At 45.8% G+C, this 21,219-nt stretch carries 15 protein-coding genes and 1 pseudogene; 10 read left to right on the forward strand and 6 right to left on the reverse strand.

What is annotated here, in order from left to right; all coding sequences use genetic code 11:
• Positions 1–104: 104 nt before the first annotated feature.
• Together PRUB_RS26080 and PRUB_RS26085 are read right to left on the reverse strand one after the other, a co-directional pair.
• Positions 105–649 (reverse strand): annotated as a pseudogene (locus PRUB_RS26080) (GbsR/MarR family transcriptional regulator).
• 170 nt (positions 650–819) lie between these two features.
• Positions 820–1,410, reverse strand: a complete 591-nt coding sequence (locus PRUB_RS26085; protein ID WP_010381235.1) for a carboxymuconolactone decarboxylase family protein — start codon at positions 1,408–1,410, stop codon at positions 820–822.
• Positions 1,411–1,530: 120 nt separating this feature from the next.
• On the opposite strand from PRUB_RS26085, the gene PRUB_RS26090 reads away from it, so the two are divergent.
• Entirely contained in the window at positions 1,531–2,073 is a 543-nt protein-coding gene (locus tag PRUB_RS26090) for a MarR family winged helix-turn-helix transcriptional regulator (RefSeq protein WP_242065338.1), read from the forward strand.
• A gap of 7 nt (positions 2,074–2,080) precedes the next feature.
• On the opposite strand, the gene PRUB_RS26095 is transcribed toward PRUB_RS26090, so the two are convergent.
• Entirely contained in the window at positions 2,081–2,539 is a 459-nt protein-coding gene (locus tag PRUB_RS26095) for a nuclear transport factor 2 family protein (protein ID WP_010381239.1), read from the reverse strand.
• An 80-nt stretch (positions 2,540–2,619) separates the two neighbouring features.
• On the reverse strand, positions 2,620–2,817 hold the full coding sequence (locus tag PRUB_RS26100) for a hypothetical protein (protein ID WP_010381240.1): 198 nt from the start codon (positions 2,815–2,817) through the stop codon (positions 2,620–2,622).
• Positions 2,818–3,122: 305 nt separating this feature from the next.
• Here PRUB_RS26100 and PRUB_RS26105 point away from each other — a divergent pair, with 305 nt between their 5' ends.
• From PRUB_RS26105 to PRUB_RS26115, 3 genes are all read left to right on the forward strand, one after another.
• The gene (locus PRUB_RS26105; protein ID WP_010381241.1) at positions 3,123–4,085 is read left to right on the forward strand and encodes a cache domain-containing protein; all 963 of its coding nucleotides are present in this window, start codon (positions 3,123–3,125) and stop codon (positions 4,083–4,085) included.
• A 131-nt stretch (positions 4,086–4,216) separates the two neighbouring features.
• The gene (locus tag PRUB_RS26110) at positions 4,217–4,726 is read left to right on the forward strand and encodes a GGDEF domain-containing protein (RefSeq protein ID WP_010381242.1); all 510 of its coding nucleotides are present in this window, start codon (positions 4,217–4,219) and stop codon (positions 4,724–4,726) included.
• A gap of 273 nt (positions 4,727–4,999) precedes the next feature.
• Entirely contained in the window at positions 5,000–7,570 is a 2,571-nt protein-coding gene (locus PRUB_RS26115) for a putative bifunctional diguanylate cyclase/phosphodiesterase (RefSeq protein WP_010381244.1), read from the forward strand.
• 41 nt (positions 7,571–7,611) lie between these two features.
• On the opposite strand, the gene hemH is transcribed toward PRUB_RS26115, so the two are convergent.
• On the reverse strand, positions 7,612–8,634 hold the full coding sequence (gene hemH, locus PRUB_RS26120; RefSeq protein ID WP_010381246.1) for a ferrochelatase: 1,023 nt from the start codon (positions 8,632–8,634) through the stop codon (positions 7,612–7,614).
• A gap of 219 nt (positions 8,635–8,853) precedes the next feature.
• On the opposite strand from hemH, the gene PRUB_RS26125 reads away from it, so the two are divergent.
• On the forward strand, positions 8,854–10,404 hold the full coding sequence (locus tag PRUB_RS26125) for a methyl-accepting chemotaxis protein (RefSeq protein WP_010381248.1): 1,551 nt from the start codon (positions 8,854–8,856) through the stop codon (positions 10,402–10,404).
• Here the strand turns inward: PRUB_RS26125 and nosR are convergent.
• Complete coding sequence (nosR, locus tag PRUB_RS26130; RefSeq protein ID WP_081694325.1) at positions 10,401–11,735, reverse strand: response regulator c-di-GMP phosphodiesterase, NosR family; 1,335 nt, start codon at positions 11,733–11,735, stop codon at positions 10,401–10,403. The two genes, PRUB_RS26125 and nosR, sit on opposite strands and share 4 nt — an antisense overlap.
• 109 nt (positions 11,736–11,844) lie before the next feature.
• Here nosR and PRUB_RS26135 point away from each other — a divergent pair, with 109 nt between their 5' ends.
• The 5 genes from PRUB_RS26135 (at position 11,845) to PRUB_RS26155 (ending at position 21,125) form a co-directional block, all read left to right on the forward strand.
• Positions 11,845–12,387 carry a heme NO-binding domain-containing protein gene (locus PRUB_RS26135; protein WP_010381253.1) on the forward strand — a complete coding sequence of 181 codons (543 nt, stop codon included), beginning with the start codon at positions 11,845–11,847 and terminating at the stop codon, positions 12,385–12,387.
• Positions 12,388–12,483: 96 nt separating this feature from the next.
• Positions 12,484–13,452 carry a sensor histidine kinase gene (locus PRUB_RS26140; RefSeq protein WP_010381255.1) on the forward strand — a complete coding sequence of 323 codons (969 nt, stop codon included), beginning with the start codon at positions 12,484–12,486 and terminating at the stop codon, positions 13,450–13,452.
• 511 nt (positions 13,453–13,963) lie between these two features.
• Positions 13,964–17,089, forward strand: a complete 3,126-nt coding sequence (locus tag PRUB_RS26145) for a glycosyl hydrolase family 18 protein (RefSeq protein ID WP_010381257.1) — start codon at positions 13,964–13,966, stop codon at positions 17,087–17,089.
• A gap of 52 nt (positions 17,090–17,141) precedes the next feature.
• Entirely contained in the window at positions 17,142–18,578 is a 1,437-nt protein-coding gene (locus tag PRUB_RS26150) for a lytic polysaccharide monooxygenase (protein ID WP_010381259.1), read from the forward strand.
• A gap of 81 nt (positions 18,579–18,659) precedes the next feature.
• On the forward strand, positions 18,660–21,125 hold the full coding sequence (locus PRUB_RS26155; RefSeq protein ID WP_010381261.1) for a glycosyl hydrolase family 18 protein: 2,466 nt from the start codon (positions 18,660–18,662) through the stop codon (positions 21,123–21,125).
• Positions 21,126–21,219 lie beyond the last annotated feature (94 nt).

Raw genomic sequence — 21,219 nt, forward strand, 5'->3', positions numbered from 1 at the left:
AGCACACGCTGCACCCGGGTTAGGCATAGCAGCCTGGCTGACACGACTGTGTTGCGCGGCCACGAGCCGCGCATTGTAAAGAAATCCTTTTCAAAGCCACTCAGTTAGGATTTTCTGAGCAGTTTATCCTTCAAATCAATCACTTTGCTAACAGATGAACCCAGTTTCATTAAGGATTGCAGTTGTTCAGGTGTAAGTCGTTGCAATTCGGCTGACCACTTTGTCACTGTCTCTAGCAGGTCATGAATCGACTGCATCTGTTCTTGAGCATATTTTTCTTCTGGTGAATTTGCACTGTCCAGGATCTGGTCACGCAATAAGGTCAGGGTAGGGTCAATCTCGCGCTTGCGGCGCTCTTCGAAAACCCGGTTAGCCAGGTCCCAGATACTGCCGTTAGGCGAGTAATACTCTTTTCGATCTCCCGGGATATGATGGACTTTACCAATTGCCATGATTGCAGCTCTTTGATACCCATACTGACATTACCACGGGAAATTTTGAGCGCTTCAGCAATTTCATTTGCAGTCAGAGGCTTTTCATTAATAACCAACAAGCCAACCATTTGGCCTATGGTACGATTGAAGCCCCAGCGGCTTCCCATCTCTCCGCAGTGGAGAACGAAGTTTTCGATTTTAGGTGATAGCTGCATTTTTAAAGTTTCAGTAATTATTGAAACTTTAATATATAGTGCGTTTTGATTTGGATCAACCCAAATATTCAACTAATTTAATTGCATCAGAGGCAGGTAAAAATGGGAAGCAGACATGTACTGCTTTCCCATCGGTTGAAGGATGTTCGTTTTAATCCTGAATTGGAGGGTTATTTGACGTGTTTGCCTGTTTCCCAGCGGTCATTAAGCAGCGTTTCTCCGGCATCAATGGCACCGGCCTCCAGCGTAGTCGCCATGGAATCATTCCAACGATTGAGATAACCAAATAGGGCGATAACACCTAATATCTCGACGATTTCACCATCATCCCAGTGTGCCTGCATCGCAGTTTCAATGGTCTCATCGACTGCATTTGGTACACTGGAGGCAGCCAGTGCAAACTCAAAAGCGGCTTTTTCAGCGTCATTAAACACGTCACTTTCCCTGAATTGCCAAATCTGAGCCAGCCTTTCATCGCTGCCACCGTAGCGTTGTGCCGCTAAGATAGTATGGGCTTCGCAGTAACGGCATCCGGTATTGGCGCTGGTGATATAGCCAATCAGTCTTTTTAATTCCGAGGTAACCCGACCATGGTTTTCCATGACGGCTTTATTCAGGTTAATGAATGCACGGGCAATTGCCGGGCGAATTTGCATGGTTAACACGCTGTTAGGGCAAAAGCCAAGCGTTTCGTTGAAAAATTTGGCTAATTCTGCCACTTCCTGATCATGCTCTTGTGACAAAGGCTTAACTAAAGGCATACTGGTTTCCTGTAAATGTTTATTGTGTTGCATATGCAACAACTATATGTGTAGAGGTACAAATTGTCCAGTGACAATGATATGAAAAATGCCATTGCTAACAGAAGGCGCGCGTTAGCAGTGACAAATCCACATAAAGAAGCACTTGATCTGGCAGAGCATGTGCCATTTCAGGTGGCGGTAGTTAGTAACCTCTTGTCACTCGATAGAGACCCGGTGATCCGTTCTCTGACTGAGCTAAATACCAGAGAGTTGCGAGTACTGTTGAATGTTGGTTCTTATGGGCCTATTACGGCAGCCGAAGTGAGCTATCAGTCAAGGCTGGATCCCTATTCAGTCACGCGTGCCGTTAATACTTTGCTGAAACTTGAATTGGTAAGTGCAAAGGAATTAACAGGCAAAAGCAAACCTGTGGCACTGACTGAAGCGGGAGAGAAAATATACCGGGAAGTCACAGTTCATGTGCAAAAAAGAGAAGCAATGCTGACCGAGCATATGTCCGAAGACGAAAAGGCACAATTAAGTGCCTTACTGATGAAGTTAGAACTAACCGCAGAAGAAATACTCGCCAATGAAGTCACCGAAATGGAAGCTCAGGGACAGGCAGTGACGCGTGATCATAAGGAAATGCAGCGCTGGTATAAACGCACCAGGCAGAGCTAGTTTATTGCTATAGGGCATCCATACGATCGATTTCGACTTTTCGGCTGCTAAAGCGACATTGACTTGTATCGTAATCAAAGGTGTCTAAGTAACGACCGCTGATGATTTTTGTCGTCGTCGGTTGTGCATTATTTTTCAGTAGTAAAATAAAGTGAGATTCGCCAGCAAGTGCATCGTTTTTACGGAACTGGCGAGACGAAGTCATCATATGAACGGTTTGTGTGTTATTGCGCGCTTTATTGAAACGGTCGACAATCTCGGTCTTGTTATTGAGTGAAATATTAAGTTTCTCGACGGTAAAGCGTGCATTATCTGTGAATAGTGCAGCATATTGATCCTCGTTTCCTTTATCGCGTACTTCCGGGTAGCTATAAACGAGATCCTGGCAGTTTTTTACGTGGGTGGGTTGCTCATAAGAGGTGCATCCACCCAACAAAAAAAATAATAGCAGTGAGCGACGATACATGTGCAGGGTCCTGTTATAAAATTGTGACTGGATGATTACACAGTTTTATTCAGACGCCAAGTGTTGGGGCATATAGCGGGTTAATGTTTTTTGTGAGCAGCTTTGCTGGTATTTTTCAATGCTTCGCGTGCTGCAATCATACGATACCCGAGTGCGCATGCAATATAGGCAAGCACCAGGGCACTGCCGGTAAGCAGGGTGTCTTTATCCTGAACAAACATCCACAGCATAGCTAACGCAATACTTGCGAAAGTAAAGTGTGTGACGAGTGGGTTCATTCGGGTTTTCTTTTTCATTACGGTAAAACTAGCTTGGTTAAATATCGAACATATTATAAAACACAGCGCTTAAACATGATAGTAATTTACGTTTTTTATTTCCTGTTGTAGTTAAAAAGTGCTGTTTGTTAGTTTGTTTCTCATCCTTTGAGCGATCTCTGTTTATGTACCCTGTGTGTTTGTTGCGATCAAAAGCATGTGTAAGTGGTTTAGGCACAGAGAGTTTGACCCAGAATAAGTTCTTGCTCTGGCAATATTTTACAATGGCATAAGTAGCCGTGTTCGTGCTGATGTAGGAGGGAATAGTGAAAATCATCCGTCGCTGGAAGTTGGACCTGAAGCAGCTCATATTATTGCTGGTCAGTGCCGGTATCGTGTTAGCTGTATATAGTGCCTTAATGGCTAGCTATCGAGTGCACGAACGAGCATTTATTAAAGACACGCTTGCTGCGAATCAGGCATATGCGCAAAAGCTGGCTGCCGTTACAGAGTTGTTTTTGCAGTCACTGAATAGTCAGTTGCGCGTTAGTGCTGGCCACATTGCTAATCATTTTGACGATAGTCAAGCTATCGATGTAGAGCTGGCACGCTTGCTTACCCAAACTAACAGTTTTGATTCCCTGGTTGTCATTGATGCTCAGCGTAAGATCATTTCGGCTCAGCCATCGAGCCTGGCGCTCAAAGGGTTAACATTAGACCCTTCGCTGTCTTTGCCGATTGAGCTACAGCAACCCCATATCCTTGACCCATTCGTCTCGCCTGCTGGTAATTTGTTGGTGAGCCCGACATTTCCGATTTTTACCCCTGACGGTACCTATCTTGGTTTTATCGCAGGTGGGATCTATCTGCAAGGTGATACCATTTTAAATCAATTATTGGGTACTCATCATGCTTCTGAACACTCCTATGTTTATGTGGTAGATAAAAGTAAAAGGCTGATCTATCACAAAGATAATCATCGAGTGGGGGAGCATATTCCGGGTAATGTCGCGATTAATGCGGTATTAAGTGGTCAATCAGGCGCTGTTGAGGTACTTAATAGTCAAGGTGTCGACATGCTCGCTGGGTTTGCACCCGTATCCACCACTGGGTGGGGAATAATAAGCCAACGTGCCCTTACCAGTATCGTCGCTGAGTTAGATTTGACGCATACCAACGTATTGTATTCTACTTTGCCATTTGCGCTGGCTATTTTTGTGGCGACTTTGTGTGCCGGGTTCCTGATAGCCAGGCCTTTGGCGCAACTTGCACAAAATGTTAGCTACTGAGTCCCGGAAATCTGCGTTGTATCGATGAAACACCAGCCTGGTACTTTGAGGCAGAAAATCTAAAATCAGCAATCCTGAATAGCTCTGAGCTGCTGGGGCAGGAGATCAGGGAGTTGGAAGAAGACAGGAAAATGGACCCGCTCACTAAACTCAATAACCGACTGGCAATGCAATTATGGTTGGATAATGTCAAAAGCATGCATTATCAGTTCTCAGTTATGGCACTGGACGTTGATCATTTTAAGTTAATTAATGATGAGTTTGGCCATGCTGTTGGAGACGAGGTTTTGCGTGCTTTGGCGGGTGTTATGAAAAAAAACGCGCGTAGTCATGATTTTGTGTGTCGAAGTGGGGGGGAAGAGTTTCTGATTTTCATGCCATTTGTTGATGCGAATCGCGCATTTAGCATAGCAGAACGGTTACGCATTGCGATAAGCGAACACGCCATGCCTTTGTCCAGACCAGTGACGGTGTCGATTGGCATTGCCTGTTGGCCAGCGCACAGTAAAAGCATAGATGAAACACTTAAAATGGCAGATCAAGCACTTTATCAGGCTAAACACAAAGGCCGAAATCAAACTTGTCAGGCCAAGCTCACACCACATGCCGCGAATCATGATGTGGCGCGCCACGCCGTTTAGCGCTTAATTTTTGTAAACATTATTCGGTTTTACAAAGGAGTGTTTGAACCTGATCTCGTGTTGTGGTATGAATAATATCATACAGCTGGTCAGACTAGGTTTACCACTAATCCTTATTTGACTTTGTAGAGCACAGGGATTGACGATGCTAAGAAATAAGTTCGATTTATTGATCTGTATCGAGAACAAGTCTTGCTTTTAATTCTATCATTGCAATTTGTTAAAATACCTGTTGATATTGAAAACAATAAAATATAAGAACTTAGCCGAACAATGACTTTTTCATTTAGTACATTTTACAATTTGTGTAGTAGTGAGGCGCGCTATGAATTGGCGCTCGATTTGATCTATGAGAAGTTCAAGCCGGCTCATTGTTTGATTGGCAAATTCATTGATGCCGATACTCGGGTCAAAACGGTTGCCTATTCTGTTGATGGTAATCGCTCAAACGATATTATCTATGACCTCGAAGGAACGCCCTGTAATGACGCAAAAACCAGTCAGGGGGTTTGTTCTATCAGCTGCAACCTGCAGCAAATGTACGCAGAAGACGAAATCCTTAAGATTTTTAATATTGATGGCTATCTCGGCGTCACATTGCGGGCACTGGATCATAAGCCGATAGGTATTATGGTTTGTCTTTTCGACGAAAAAGTGACCGTCTGCGACGAAGATAAGCATTGGTTTCGTGAGCTCAGCTTGCTGGTCGGGGCTGAGTTAAATCACAACCTTGAAATTGCGGCCCAACAAATACTCGTTAAACAACTGGCAAAGGGCGAGCGGATCGCTAAGCTCAGCTCATGGAGCTGGAATATTAGCCGGGATAAGCACATATTCAGCCATGAAATGCGTCGCCTTTTGCAGCATCGGGAAGAAACACTAACCCTTGATGACTTTACGAACTGCTTAACAGAGGCCGATCAAAAGCGACTGAGAGTCATTATACAAAAGCTCAGGACCGGGCATCTCGATTACATAGACGTTAATGTAGCGCACAAGAAGCGCACTAATTTACGTGGGCTGTATCGCATTATCGGTCGTGTTGAGCAGTGTGATGAGCAACGCGATGAGCGTGTATTTAGCGCAACGGTTCAGGACGTTTCCTATATCTATTCACTGAATAAGCAGCTTGAACTGACCAACGTGGTATTTGAACACGCCACTGAAGCCATCATGATCACTGACGGCGAAAACAAAATTATAATGGTTAACCGTGCCTTTGAGCGTCTGACCGGATATACCGGTCATGAGTTGATGGGACGTGATCCTTCAGTACTGTCCTCCGGCCAACATGGTGACGACTTCTATCATCAGATGTGGAATAGCCTGATGAGTGCGGGCTGCTGGAAGGGCGAGATATTTAACCGCCGCAAAAACGGTCAGATTTTTCCTGAAGAGTTGACACTTAGCCTGGTGAAAGATGAGCAAGGAGAGATAGTCAATTATGTTGCGATTTTCCGCGATATTACCGAGTGGAAGCGCAACGAAGCACAACTCATGTTTTACGCAAATCACGAGCCTTTAACAGCGCTGCTCAATCGTCGCTGTTTTATTGATATTGTTGAAGAGAAAATTTCCGCCAGTCGTAGCTTGCACACCCCCTGTTCTTTGTTGTTTATCGGTCTGGATCATTTTAAAGAAGTGAATGATATCTATGGCCCGGAAATTGGCGATAAAGTGCTGGTGTCGGTAGCAAAAAGGCTACGAAATGGGATCAGAGAAAATGACACGATTTCTCGCTACGGCGGAGACGAGTTTGCTATTTTGCTCGATAACACTGACGTTAAAAGTGCATTACAGGTTGCCAAAAAGCTCAGCGATAAAATAAAACAGCCTTATGTCTTCAATGACTTGACGGTAGAGCTTAGTGCGAGCACAGGCATAGCGCAGTTGGAAAACCGTGGTCGGATCACGGCAGCTAAGTTTATTCGCAATGCTGCTCATGCACTGGAAAGTGCCAAGAAAACACATCGCGGGCACGTAGCACTTCACAATGCTGCAATTCAAAATGCTTATCTGAATAAAATTAAACTCAAAGACAAACTGAAAGCGGCGCTTAAAGCCAATTTGCTAACTGTGTATTACCAACCCATTGTTGATGTGCAACGAGGTAAAATTGTCAAATTTGAAGCGCTTGTCAGGTGGTTTGATGACGAGCAGGGTATGGTTTCACCGGGGACCTTTATTCCGATTGCTGAAGAGTTCGGTTTGATACACCTGATAGGCCAGTTTGTGCTAGATCAAGCCTGCCAGGATTTGAAAGCAATACATTCGCATGGCTACGACGAAGTAAGCATTTCTATTAACCGCTCTGTCAATGAGTTCAAAACCAGTAACGATCAGTTTAAGTTGGTGACAGAAGCGATTGAAAAAGCGCAAGTACCCTATGACAAAGTGACACTGGAAGTGACAGAGTCTATGGCGACGAATCGTTATACCTGGGAACTGTTATCGAAACTGAGAGCGCAAGGCGTCAAAATCGCGTTAGATGATTTTTGTACCGGCTACTCGTCGCTGAGCCATCTGGTAGAGAATCAGGTTGATTATCTGAAAATCGACAAGTCTTTTGTCGACAGCCTGATGGCAGATAGAAACAAGAAAGTGATGATCAGTTGTTTGCTGAATTTGGCGCAGGAGTTAGGCATCAAAGTTATTGCGGAGGGCGTTGAGTCTCAGAGCCAGCTTGCAATGCTGGAACAGTTAGGGTGTAACCACATCCAGGGCTTTTATTACAGTCCAGCTCAGCCATTATCTGCGTGTTTGCGCCTGTTACAGGAATTCAACTCAGGTCAGGTATTCAATGACGAGCTTATTTATATAAGCAAATCATCACAACAACACTAAAAAATAAGGGGCCATATCGGCCCCTTATTTTATGTATCACACTATCTGATATACGGTTTCAGGATATCGAACAAAGCCGCTAAGTGATCGTCTCTGTCATTCAGTGCTGGAATATAGTGGTAAGTTTCACCACCTGCTTCGATGAAGTACTCGCGGTTTTCTTCTTCAAGTTCTTCAAGTGTTTCCAGGCAGTCCGCGCTAAATGCAGGACTGAGAATAGCAATTTCTTTGATCCCCTGAGAAGCCAGCTCTTTCAGTGTCACGTCTGTATAGGGTTGTAGCCATTCCTCTCGGCCAAACCGGCTTTGGAAAGTCGTCATTACTTTGTCTTTGTCTAACTTGAGCTGCTCGCACACAAGTCGGGTGGTTTGTTGACAAAAGCAATGGTAAGGGTCGCCATTATCGAGGAAACGTTTCGGTGTACCGTGATAAGAAAAAAGTAGCTTTTCTGGCAGACCATGTTTGTCTATATGTTCTTGTACTGAGTTCGCCAGGGCGGTGATATAACTTGGTTGTTTGTGATAGCCATTGATAAAGCTCAGACTTGGCACCCAGCGCCAGGTTTTCAGTACGTTTGCAACCGCGTCAAACGTTGAGCCTGTTGTTGCACTGCTGTACTGTGGGTAAAGTGGGAATACCACGATGTTAGTGATCCCTTTTGAACGCAGTGCTTCAAGACCGCTCTGAATAGACGGGTTACCATAGCGCATTGCCATGACCACCTCGACGTTTTCGTAGTTTTGCTCTTTTAGTAGTGCGCTCAGTTTATTACACTGATCTTGCGTAATTTGTACCAGAGGTGATCCCTCTTCAGTCCAGATACTGGCATAGGCCTTGGCGGATCTGCTGGGTCTGACTCTTAAGATAACGCCGTGCAGTATTAACCACCAAAGTGCTCTGGGCAGCTCGACGATACGAGGATCAGACAAAAACTCACGAAGATAATTTCTTAGAGCAGGTGCATTTGGGGCATCCGGGCTGCCCAAATTGGTTACCAGAACGCCGATTTTTTCATTAAATCTGTTCTCGTGTGGATTATCAGTAATGGCAGAAAGCTTTGGCACTCACGGCTCCTTTGGTGTGTTCTGTTAGCCTTGCTATTCTACATAAAAGGCTAGAGTGAAAAAACGATTTTCGGTTGTACGTACTTGGCGTTGTATTGGATCTAGTTATTTTGTCTTAAAAAAACGGCGAAATATAGATTTGTTGTTGCAAAAACAGCGCATTAGTCGTATTTTCTCGCTTCGCAGAAGCAATTAATAGCATAGAATTCGAGTTTAAAGATGCGATTAAATCACCCCGTCACCAATCAGGAAAAACGCTTTTCCGCTGACACCCGACTAATTTCAGTAACCGATCTGAAAGGCACAATACTAGACTGCAACGAACATTTTGTTGAAGTCAGTGGGTATGCCAAAGATGAACTAATTGGCCAGCCACATAACTTGGTCCGCCACCCGGATATGCCTGAAATCGCATTTAAGACCATGTGGGATCAATTAAAGGCGGGTAAACCCTGGATGGGATTAGTTAAGAACCGCTGTAAGAATGGCGACCATTACTGGGTGAATGCGTATGTCACGCCAATGACGGAAGGTGGAAAAATTATCGGCTACGAATCTGTCCGTAGCTGCCCGGATCGTGAATCTGTCACGAGAGCAGAAGCGCTCTACAAACGAGTTAAATCAGGTCAACGCGATAAAGTAAAACTACCGAAGCTGCGTGCAATTTGGCCATCACTGGCTGTGCTCACTGCACTCTTTTTATATTTATCAGTGAATGAAATGCTTGGATTTGGTTGGTTGGTAGCCAACACCCTGGCTTTGTTTGCCTATAACACGTATCGCGATAACGAGCAGCTGGGCAGGATAGATAAAGTGATGTCGCACAGTTTCTGTGATGATATTGCCACGCAGGTTTATTCTCCCTGGAGTGGTAAGATGGCTCAACTACACGTCAAGCTGCTTAGCGAGCGTGCGCATCTGGATACTATCATTACGCGAATTGAGTTTGCAGCTAAGGGAGTCGCTGGTGGTGCCAAAGAGAGTAACAGTAAAAGTATTGAAACCTCTCAATGCCTGACAAAGCAACAACTCGAAACTGAGCTGGTAGCAACTGCGATGAATGAAATGGCAACCACCATCAATGAAGTCTCGCATAGTGTCCAGGCAAGTTCAGAAGATGCTAAAGGGGTACTCGTATTAGCCCAGGAAAGTGCACGTAGCTCTGAGGAGACCCGCGCCTCAATAGAAAGTTTGGGAGCAACCGTTGTTGATATCAAGGACTCAGTGTTAGGTGTAGCAAAACAAACATCTAAAATTGCAGAAGCGGCACAGATCATTGAGCAAATCGCTGAACAAACTAATCTGCTTGCTCTGAACGCTGCAATCGAGGCGGCAAGAGCCGGGGAGCAAGGTAGAGGCTTTGCTGTAGTTGCCGATGAAGTGCGTCATTTAGCACAGAGAACGCAGGAGTCGACTAAAGAAATCCATGCAATCATAGAACAGTTGACACAAAGCACACAAAACGCCGAATTCATTGCAAAGCGGGGAGAAGATGAATCCCGCCAGGGCATTGAGCAGCTTTCACACTCTTCTCAAAAATTAGAGGGGATTTATCAACTGATTGAAAAAATCAGCGCCAGCAGTATGCAAATTGCCACTGCGGTGGAAGAGCAAGCAACCGTATCTGAAGATATTAATCAGCAGGTAGTGAGCATTGCAACACTCGCGAACACAAGCGCGAATAGTTCAAATGAAATGCATGTGATCAGCGAAGAGCTGACCACAGTGGCAAATGATATGTATGAACTCGTTGTCAGATTTAAACGCTAGGTTTTAATCAGAATTCTAAATGGGGTTGGTTTTTGTGATTCAAGCTGTTGTAGTTTAGCGACCGTTGCAGCGGTAAAAACATGCCCCTTAGGTAACAGCATTATGCCTTTGTGGCTATGGATAGCCAGGCCCAGCTCCATGCCTGGCTTGAGTTTTTGTGCATCAATGATATTCATTGACCCTACCTGCTCTGTGCCTGCTGCGTCAGTTTGAACAGATTGCTCTAATGCAGCGACTACCTTAGGGTGGTAAAAGGAGCCGCTGTACATTTTTATCATTTCCAATGCATGAGCGCGCTGTTCTTTTTCCGGGTTCCTGGTTTTTAGCAGGTGTTCTACGTAATCCCTGACTGCCGCAAGAATGTGCGCGCCGATGGGGATTTCCTTGCCCTTTAAGCCTTTCGGGATGCCTTGCCCGTTATACTTTTCATATTGATGATAGATAGCTTCGCCAACATCACTTAGATGCTGTGCCGGCATGAGCATCAGCTGCGCGGTCGCTGGGTGTGTAAAGAATAATTTTCGTTGCTGGGGACTTAACTGTTCGACAGGCTGATTATAAAGGGCTGGATCCATTGCCAGCAGGCCTACCTGCGCCAAGTAACCAGCCATCTTAGTCAGTTGTATGACTTTTTCACTGAGCCCAAGTTTATGGGCCACCAGACCACAAAGGTGTGCAATGTGTTTTGCCAGATCCGCATTGATGTAGGGGTTAGCATTAATAAAATTGTACAGCAGTTCTACGGTTGCTTTATGCTCATCTTGTTCTCGTTTGTTCGCCGTTTCAAGTTGGCGAAGTACTGTTCTGATCTGTGCAGTACGCTTTTCCACCAACTCTTCGAGATTGCCATTGAGCACCTTCAGCTGGTCATTTTGTTTGCTAACCTCTTCCTGAAGTGCCTGATTGTATTGTTTAAGGCGGTATTTTTCGGCGGCATCTTTAATGACGTGGATAAGGGCTTCATTCTGCCAGGGCTTTTGAAGAAAGTTATGGATCCCGCCTTCATTAATGGCTGCAATCGTCGAATCCATATCAGCGTAGCCAGACAGCAAGATGCGTTGTGATTCGGGTGAGACTTGCCTCGCTTTGGTCAGGAACTCAACACCATCCATTTCTGGCATTCTCATATCTGAGATGATCACTTCAAAATCATTATCATCAAGCGCTTTAAGCGCAAGTTCTCCACATTCATATATGGCCACCTGCATACCTGCCATACCCAGTGTTCTTCTGAGTACTTTAAGTACGCCCGGTTCATCATCCAGGCACAATACTCGAATAGGACCGGACGGAGGCGTAGCAATTTCAGGTTTTTGGCTGTGTTCCATCATAAATCAATGACGTAAAGCAATAGGTAATATAAAAATTAGTCTAAACTTTGTTTTATAACAATTACCGCAGCGAGTTTGGTGCTAATTTATGTGGTGTAAGGAGTGAACAATGAAAGGCATAATATTCCGTAGTTTAGAAGAACTGGTCATCGAAAACCTGGGCATGAGTGCATGGAATGCACTATTGGATGAGCATAGTCCGGCACATCGCAGTTATGTTTCTGCTGTCTCTTATCCGGATGAAGAACTGTATGCGCTGGCAAATGGTGTTGCAGAAAAAATGGCCTTACCGTTACCTGATGTATTAAGTGTATTCGGGCGCTTTTTGTTTGGCTCATTGGCAGCTAAACATACCTCGGTGCTTGCCGAATTAGATACATTTGAGAAACTGATCATGGCAATAGACAGCGTGATCCATGTTGAGGTGGCTAAGCTATATGATGAGCCGAATTTGCCAAAGATTGAAGCGACGATTGTCAACGATACAGAGATATTAGTTGATTACCGTTCACCCCGAAAGCTCGGATTCTGTGCCGAAGGGCTGATTTATGGTGCAGCCGATTACTTTAACAAGCAAATAGAAATATCGCATAATCGCTCTGTTACACAAAGCGGTGAACATACCCAGTTTAAGGTGAAAATTTTGGCGTGAGTGCTAACGGTATGGTGCGGTTTATGGGGCTGATGTGTCTTATCCATCACTAAAAGTGATGCCGGGAGCTCCCAAGGTTGAGTGCAAGAGGTGAATATGTCGCAGGGTGACAATGAATATTACAAGGCGTACTGCAGAGAAAAGCAGGCTCGTGATGAGCTTGAAACGCTATTAGAGGACAAAACGCGTTCTCTATATCTTGCCAACCAAGAGCTCGAGGCTAACCTGACGCAGCTAAAACGACAGCATGCCGCTATTTTGCAGAGTGAGAAGATGGCGACGCTCGGTGTGATGTCTGCGGGCGTGGCACATGAAATAAATAACCCTCTGGCTTATGTTAACAGTAATGTGGCTACACTGGGGCAGGTTGCTAAAGGCGTTGCGGAATTGATTAATACAAGCCAGCAATTTTCAGACAATGCCATTGACCAGGAGGCGTTCAAAGAGGCGTTTAAGAACCTGGAAGCACAATATCAGCTGGGTTTCTTTGCTGAAGATGCAGAGGATCTCATTGAAGATTGCCAGGACGGTTGTCGGCGTATCGCGACTATCGTCGCAAGTTTATTAGATTTCGCCCGGCCCAAAAACAACGAATTTGTGATGGCTGATATGACAGAAGCGATTGACAGTGCGCTGGGCCTGCTTGCCAATCAGCTTAAGCATATCGAACTTATTGTAGAAAAAGTGGATATTCCACTTAGCTATTGCAATCTTGCCGCGTTAAATCAGGCGATCATCAATTTATTGATGAATGCCAAATACGCGTGTGAGCAAGGGAAAGCGCAGGGTAACTGTCCCAGCCCTCAAATCAAATTGGTCGTCAGGCCTGCGACAGATCAGATCCTGATCGAAATTATTGATAACGGTACCGGTATAGAAGATGACAAATTACCGCATATCTTCGAACCCTTCTTTACTACTAAGCCTGTCGGACAGGGAACTGGTATGGGTCTGGCTGTTGCGTATGGGATTATTTCAGAGCACAAAGGCACCATTAAGATTGAGAGTAAGCGTAATGAAGGCGCCAAAGTCACGCTAACACTGCCAGTCATCATCGCCAGTTAATCACACACATAGTCTTAAATACGATTTCTATCCCCTCAAATGCGTTCTGAACACTTCTATGTACCTTATTAAGGGCTAAATCATGTCTTTGTTACTGCGTTAACGTTAACGTTAACGTGATGTTATTGGTCTGACCTGGGTAGTTTCTTATATAACTATTGGTTATAAGTTATGTTTAAACGTGATCTTCATATTTGCACCCCAAAGATAAGAAAAACTTATCCGAACACATAAGTTTTTCTTTTTAATGTTTCTAATTTATTTCTAACTGATTGTTCTTTATGCAATAGCATCGAATATACGAACTGTAATATATGAATTTAACTCATTTAATGGAGGTAGGGTCAAAATGAGAAAAAGTCCATTCATTTGAATAATTGATAGGTAAAAAGGATGGTTTAAGTGGTTTTGTTGATTAAAAAGTAGTCACGCTTACGTTGACGTACTTCATTTCTATGTTAGCTTTACTTTAAAAATGTTAATCACTAAAACAGTAAAGGTTGAAGAAAGTATGAAAACGAGAAACAAATTCAAGATGGCACTGCAGCTCAGCGCAATCGCTATTGCTATAGGCTCAACACATGCAAATGCGTATGACTGTACTGGTCTAAATCCATGGCAATCTGGTAATGCCTATACCGGTGGTCAGCAGGTCGAGCAAAATAACAATGCTTATGAAGCTAACTGGTGGACACGCTCTGAGCCTGCAACCAACTCTGGTGACTGGCAGGAATGGACTTGGCTGGGTTTGTGTGACAGCGCTGTCGAAAATAAACCGCCAGTGGCCAGTAACTTACAGCCAGTTTCCGGCACTGAGTTCGTTGCAAATGACAGCGTTGCCATCAGCGTTAAAGCGGTAGATTCGGATGGTACTGTGAGCAAGGTTGAGTTTTTCGTAGACGGCAGTCTGATTGCCACTGACGTAAGCGGCACCGCAGATATGTTTGACGCGCAATGGAACGCTAGTGTGGGTACGCATGATATCAGCGCAACAGCTTATGATGACAAAGGTGCAGCATCTAACGTACTGACCAGTCAGGTGGTTGTAAAACCAGCAGATACTGGTAACAAAGCACCGGAAGCACAGCTTGTTATTAAGAGTCAGCCAGCGGAATTGACAGTGGGTTCTCAGGTCGTATTTGGCTTGTCTGGCAGCGATATAGACGGTCAGGTGACCAAGTTGACGTTTACGGTAGATGGTGTTGATGTTGTAACTACCAATGGCAGTGCAACGGACCACACATGGACAGCGCAGCAACTGGGTCCGGTTTCATTTACTTTGACTGTGACAGACGATAAAGGGGCTACGGCAAGTGTTTCTCAATCTCTGACCGTTGTTGAGCAGGGCCAGGGGGGACGCGACGACTGTAAACCTGAAGGCTTGTTTCAAACACCTGGTGTGAACACACCTTACTGTACTATCTATGATGTCGATGGTCGTGAAAAAATGGGTACAGATCACCCTCGTCGGGTTATCGGTTACTTCACGAGCTGGAGAAACGGTGCCAATGGCCAGCCTTCTTACCTGGTGAATGATATTCCATGGGACAAAATTACCCATATCAATTACGCCTTCGCTCATGTCGACGCGAACAACAAGGTTTCAATTGGTGACCCAGCCGCACCAGGCAACCCAGCTACAAATATGGAATGGCCAGGCGAAGCGGGTGCTGAGATGGACCCTGCCTTACCTTATAAAGGTCACTTCAACTTACTTAACAAATATAAGAAACAACATCCGGATGTTAAAACACTCATCTCTGTAGGTGGTTGGGCAGAAACCGGTGGCTACTTTGGCAGCGATGGTAAGCGCGTTAACAGTGGTGGCTTCTACACTATGACGACTAATTCTGATGGCAGTGTTAATCAGGCTGGTATCGATGCGTTCGCGGCAAGTGCGGTCGAGTTCATTCGCACCTATGGCTTCGATGGTGTCGACATTGACTATGAATACCCGACTTCAATGAACGACGCAGGTCACCCAGATGACTTCCCAATTTCTAATGCCCTACGTGCAGGGCTGAATGCTTCTTATCAGGTATTGATGAAGCGTTTACGTGAAGAGTTAGACAAAGCCGGTCAGCAGGATGGCAAACACTATATGTTAACCATTGCGTCACCTTCTTCTGGTTATCTGCTGCGTGGTATGGAGACCTTCCAGGTTACTAAATATCTGGATTACGTGAACATTATGTCTTATGACCTGCATGGTGCTTGGAACCAACACGTAGGCCACAATGCTTCTTTGTTTGATACCGGTGAAGATTCAGAACTTAAAGCATGGAACGTATACGGCACTGCTGAGTTTGAAGGCATCGGTTACCTGAATACAGACTGGGCTGTTAAGTACTTCCGTGGTGCACTATCGGGCGGTCGTATTAACATTGGTATTCCTTACTACACGCGTGGTTTCAAGGATGTTCAGGGTGGTACTAATGGACTGTGGGGTCAGGCAGCCTTCCCTGATCAGGCAAACTGTCCTCCGGGCACCGGTAAAGGCGAGAAGAATAAGTGCGGTAATGGCGCTGTGGGTATTGATAACCTTTGGCATGACAAGAATGACGTAGGCCTGGAAGTACCCGCCGGTTCTAACCCGTTGTGGCATGTTAAGAACCTGCAGTCTGGCGTTTTAGGAAGCTACCTTGCTGACTATGGTCTGAACCCGGTTACAGACCCAGAAGATGCATTGACTGGTACATATGCACGTCATTATGACTCTGTTGCTGTGGCGCCTTGGTTGTGGAACGCAGAGAAAAAAGTGTTCTTGTCTATTGAAGACGAGGAGTCGATGGGCACCAAAGTTGACTATGTTATCAACAATGGCCTGGGCGGCATTATGTTCTGGGAACTTGCTGGTGACTTTGACTACGATGCCGCTAAAGGTGAGTACTTCATGGGGTCGAGCCTGACAACGCTTGCATACAACAAGTTTAACCAGTCTGGTGCGCCTTACGATATTCATCCGGGGAATGTGAACTTCCAGGTTCCTGCGGAATCCGTTGATGTTACCTTTACTGCCAAAGATTTCCCACTGGGTGATGATAACTATCCAATTGCACCAACGTTTGCGTTTACCAATAACTCAGCAATTGACTTGTCAGGTGCGAAGATCACCTTTGATGTTCCAGTCGCAACATCGGCAATCTTTAAGTCGAACTGGAATGCGCAAGAGAAACTGGGTATGGCGGTTGAAGCGAATGCCTCTAACGCTGCTGGCAACAACATTGGCGGATTTGAGAATGAGTTCCACCGTTTCTCAATCACCCTGGTAGACGAGTGGGGCAACATTCCGAAGTCGTTCGCGCCGGGTGAAACGGTCAATGCACAGGTAATGTACTACATGCCTATCACAGGTCCGGTTAACTTTGTTGCCGAGAAAGACGGTAAACGTTACGCATTTAAGTTCGAGTATCCGAAATTACCAGATGCAAAACCAGGTGATGGTAACGGTGGTCCAATCACAAGCTGTGAAGGTGTGCCTATCTCTCAGATTAAAGTATACCCAGAGTTTCCAAAGGGAACTCATGCTGCTCAGGGCGACTTAATCATCGATGGAAATGGTGTTTACAAAGCGAAGTGGTGGAGCAACAAACAGCCATCAGTAAGTTCGGATTACACCAAGGTTTGTAGTTTGTAACCGACCGAATTTCAAAGGACAGGGGCTTCGGCCCCTATGATAGAGGCAAACTATGAAAATGTTAAAATTATTAACACAACAGAGCGCAATCAGTGCATTGGTATTGTCAGCTCTGTGCTACAGCGACCTGGCCGCAAGCCATGGTTACATGGATTTTCCGCTGGCAAGGCAGGCTATTTGTGAAGACCAGGGCGGGTACTGGTGGCCAGAAGATGGTTCCAATATCCCCAATGCTGCCTGTCGGGCTGCTTACCTGGAATCTGGCTATGTACAGTTTATTCAGGAACACGAATTCGCCGTCAATACGCCTGATTACAACAACCAACAGGCTGTAGAGAAGAACATACCAGACGGCACGCTCTGTGCGGCAGGTTCGCATGAAAAGCGCGGTATGAACTTACCGTCAGCCGATTGGCAAAAGACAGATGTTCGTCCAAATGCAAATGGTGAGCTGGCAATTCGCTTTCATGCGACAACGCCGCACAACCCCAGCTTCTGGAAGTTCTATCTGACCAAGCCAGGGTTTAACCCGGCGACAGATGTCATGACCTGGGGCAGTATTGACCTGATCACAGAGATCGGCAACGTGGATTTCGTAAAAGATCCGGATGGTAAACGTATTTACGAAATGACCATTCAGATTCCTCAAGGCCGCAGTGGTGACGCAATTTTGTATACGCGCTGGCAGCGCAATGATGTAGTTGGAGAAGGCTTTTACAACTGTAGCGACATCAATATAGTTTCTGATTCGCAGCCTACCGATTGGTACGCAGCTGGCTATTTTGTCAGCCGGGGTCAGACGGCTAACGCTGGCGACCTTGTCTGGGCGCGCGTTTTTGACCAAAACGGCCAGGAAATTGTCAAACATTCCTTAGCGGTAACGGCACAAAACCAGGCCAACTGGGCGAGTGTGCTGGCAGGGCAGCTGAATGCAACCTATGCCAATGATGTTCAGGTGGGAGTCAAACAAACCAATGGCGACGTGGTGTTTGATGACGCGAATTTGCTCAGTAACCAAGTGTTCGTAACAGATGCGGCGTACACCTATAACCTCACTATCGTACCTAAAGCGCCAAACACGCCTCCGACGGTTCATCAACCAGATCCGGTTGTGATGGATGAGAATGCCCAAGTACAGGTACATGTGCATGCCTTTGATGATGAGCAGACCGAGTTAGTCTACAACTGGACACTGCCAGCCGGGCTCTCGATGACAGGCAGCGGCGCCACCGTCTCTATACAAAGTGGCGAAGTGTCAGCTGACACACAATACACCGTGTCGGTTGCCGTATCGGATGGTGAACTTGTTACTTCCAGAGACTTCACTATCACGGTTAAGGACGTGCCTGTATCAACTTACCCTCAATGGAAAGCCTCAAATACCTACGTAGGTGGCGATAAAGTCTCTCATGGTAATAAAAACTATGAAGCCAAATGGTGGACACGTGGAGAGGAACCAGGAAAAGCACAGGTCTGGAAAGCACTTTAGTCAGACAAAACAGTTTTAAGCAGTACCAATAACTCACCCCCCGGGGTTTGGATATAACATGTAAATAAGGTTGAGAAAGTAATGAAAATTAAACAGATAAGTACAGCGATAGGCTTAGCACTCATGAGCGGTTCAGTGTTGGCTGCACCTTCAACACCTAGCTTGAGCTGGGAGCCACAAGTGTATTCATTTGTAGATGTTGTACTCGATGGAAACGGGTCATACAAAGACTTGGTAACTGCTAAAGATAAAGTCGATATTCAGATTAAATGGAACGCCTGGAGTGGCACTGGCGGTGATAGCTATAAAGTCTACTTTGACAATCAGCTTGTCAATGAAGGTACGTTAACTGCCGGTACTAAGAGCGGCACTATCACTTTCCCTTATATGCAATCTGGTCGCCATACTTTGTATGTTGAACTGTGTGATAGCACGGGCTGTGCGAGAAGTGCTGGTAAAGAGATTGTGATTGCCGATACAGATGGTGGTCACCTTGAGCCTCTGCCTATGGATGTTAACCCGAATAACCGTAACAACGGCACAATCCCGGGCAAAGTGACAGGTGCTTACTTTGTAGAATGGGGAATCTACGGCCGTGACTTTGACGTTACCAACATTCCTGCACAAAACCTGAGTCACCTGCTGTATGGATTTATTCCAATCTGTGGCGCGAATGAGTCGCTGAAAGAAATTGAAAATGGTAACAGCTGGCGCGCATTGCAAAAGGCTTGTGCGGGAACAGCAGATTATGAAGTCGTCATTCACGATCCTTGGGCTGCTGTGCAGAAAACACTGCCTGGCGTGAATCAAAACGACCCGATCCGTGGTACATATGCTCAGCTGATGGCACTTAAACAGCGTTACCCTGACCTTAAGATTCTGCCTTCTGTTGGTGGCTGGACGCTTTCTGACCCGTTCCACGGCTTTACAACTAAAGCAAACCGTGATGTTTTCGTCGCTTCAATGAAGAAATTCCTGAAAACCTGGAAATTCTATGACGGCGTAGACATTGACTGGGAATTCCCAGGTGGGGACGGTCCAAACCCTGATTTGGGCGACCCGGTCAATGATGGTCCTGCATATATCGCTTTGATGGCAGAGCTTCGTGCCATGCTTGACGAGCTGGAAGCCGAAACTGGCCGTACCTATGAGCTAACATCAGCAATCGGTTCTGGTTACGACAAAATTGAAGATGTTGACTATCAGGCTGCTCAGCAGTACATGGATTACATCTTTGCAATGACGTATGACTTTTACGGCGGCTGGAACAATGTTACTGGTCACCAGACTGGACTCTATTGTGGTTCGCACCTGAGTCAGGACGAATGTAATGGCACTGGTTTAGATGATAATGGTGAGCCGCGTAAGGGTCCAGCTTATACTGCCCACAATGCGGTACAACTGCTGCTTCAACAGGGCGTTAATTCCAAGAAAATTGTTATGGGTGCTGCCATGTATGGCCGTGGCTGGGAAGGCGTGCTAGACCAGAATACCACTATCCCTGGTAACCCAATGACTGCACCGGGCAATGGTAAATACGCAGGCTCAACGTCTGAAGGTGTTTGGGAACCAGGCATCATGGATTATAAAGCTATTGCGGCTAATCTGGTTGGTCCGAATGGTACAGGCCTGAATGGATTTGAAGTAGGCTATGATGACCAAGCCGAGGCGGCTTACGTGTGGAATCGCAGCAATGGTAAACTGCTGACTTTTGACAGCGCGCGTTCTGTAGAAGCAAAAGGCCGTTATGTTAACTTGTATGACCTGGGTGGTTTGTTTGCCTGGGAAATTGACGCAGACAATGGTGACATTCTAAATGCAATGTACGATGGCCTGACAGGTGGCGTGCCGGTTAATAAGCCGCCAGTTGTGTCTGTAGATAGTAACGTTGTTATGCAGTCAGGTGGCTCAATCACAGTGACAGCAACGGCGTCTGACCCTGATAATCAGCCTTTGACTTTCGCATGGAGTGCGCCAAGTGCTCTGACGCTGACTAATGCAACGACTACTGCAGTCGGTGTTGCGGCACCAGTGGTTACTCAGGATACCGAGTATACGTTAACGATTGCGGTATCTGATGGTGCAGCAACTACTACGCGTAATGTCACTGTATTGGTAAAAGCGCCTTCAACAGGTAACGATGCGCCTGTAGTATCCCCAATCGCTGCAGTATCACTTGCGGAAAACACCAGCACGTCAGTACAGGTAAGTGCAACGGATCCAAATGGTGACGCACTCACTTACACTTGGTCGGCAAGCAATGGTTTGACTGTCAGTGGTCAGGGCGCTAACGCAACAATTACTGCACCAGAAGTAACGCAGGATACGACTTACCAGGTGACAGTTGCTGTATCAGATGGCACTGCTACGACTACAGCTTCATTTGATGTGACCGTGACTGACGCTACAGTTGGTGCAGATCCATGGGATAGAAACAAAGTCTATGTCGGCGGCGACCGCGTTAGCTACCAGGGTAATTTGTACGAAGCCAAATGGTGGACGCGTGGCGAAGAACCTGGCAAAGCGATGGTGTGGAAAGCGCTATAAATATGTTGATATCAGAGGCCGGGGTTTGGCTCTGATTGACCAAGGGATTGGCCAACAATAACCAACAAAGGCGCTTAGGCGCCTTTGTTTTCTG

Source organism: Pseudoalteromonas rubra (assembly GCF_000238295.3).
Classification (GTDB): domain Bacteria; phylum Pseudomonadota; class Gammaproteobacteria; order Enterobacterales; family Alteromonadaceae; genus Pseudoalteromonas; species Pseudoalteromonas rubra.

Coding starts and splice junctions, on each gene's coding strand:
- PRUB_RS26085 (WP_010381235.1), bottom strand. CDS start 1,410: ATGCCTTTAGTTAAGCCTTTGTCACAAGAGCATGATCAGGAAGTGGCA.
- PRUB_RS26095 (WP_010381239.1), bottom strand. CDS start 2,539: ATGTATCGTCGCTCACTGCTATTATTTTTTTTGTTGGGTGGATGCACC.
- PRUB_RS26100 (WP_010381240.1), bottom strand. CDS start 2,817: ATGAACCCACTCGTCACACACTTTACTTTCGCAAGTATTGCGTTAGCT.
- PRUB_RS26110 (WP_010381242.1), top strand. CDS start 4,217: ATGGACCCGCTCACTAAACTCAATAACCGACTGGCAATGCAATTATGG.
- PRUB_RS26115 (WP_010381244.1), top strand. CDS start 5,000: ATGACTTTTTCATTTAGTACATTTTACAATTTGTGTAGTAGTGAGGCG.
- PRUB_RS26125 (WP_010381248.1), top strand. CDS start 8,854: ATGCGATTAAATCACCCCGTCACCAATCAGGAAAAACGCTTTTCCGCT.
- nosR (WP_081694325.1), bottom strand. CDS start 11,735: ATGATGGAACACAGCCAAAAACCTGAAATTGCTACGCCTCCGTCCGGT.
- PRUB_RS26135 (WP_010381253.1), top strand. CDS start 11,845: ATGAAAGGCATAATATTCCGTAGTTTAGAAGAACTGGTCATCGAAAAC.
- PRUB_RS26140 (WP_010381255.1), top strand. CDS start 12,484: ATGTCGCAGGGTGACAATGAATATTACAAGGCGTACTGCAGAGAAAAG.
- PRUB_RS26145 (WP_010381257.1), top strand. CDS start 13,964: ATGAAAACGAGAAACAAATTCAAGATGGCACTGCAGCTCAGCGCAATC.
- PRUB_RS26150 (WP_010381259.1), top strand. CDS start 17,142: ATGAAAATGTTAAAATTATTAACACAACAGAGCGCAATCAGTGCATTG.
- PRUB_RS26155 (WP_010381261.1), top strand. CDS start 18,660: ATGAAAATTAAACAGATAAGTACAGCGATAGGCTTAGCACTCATGAGC.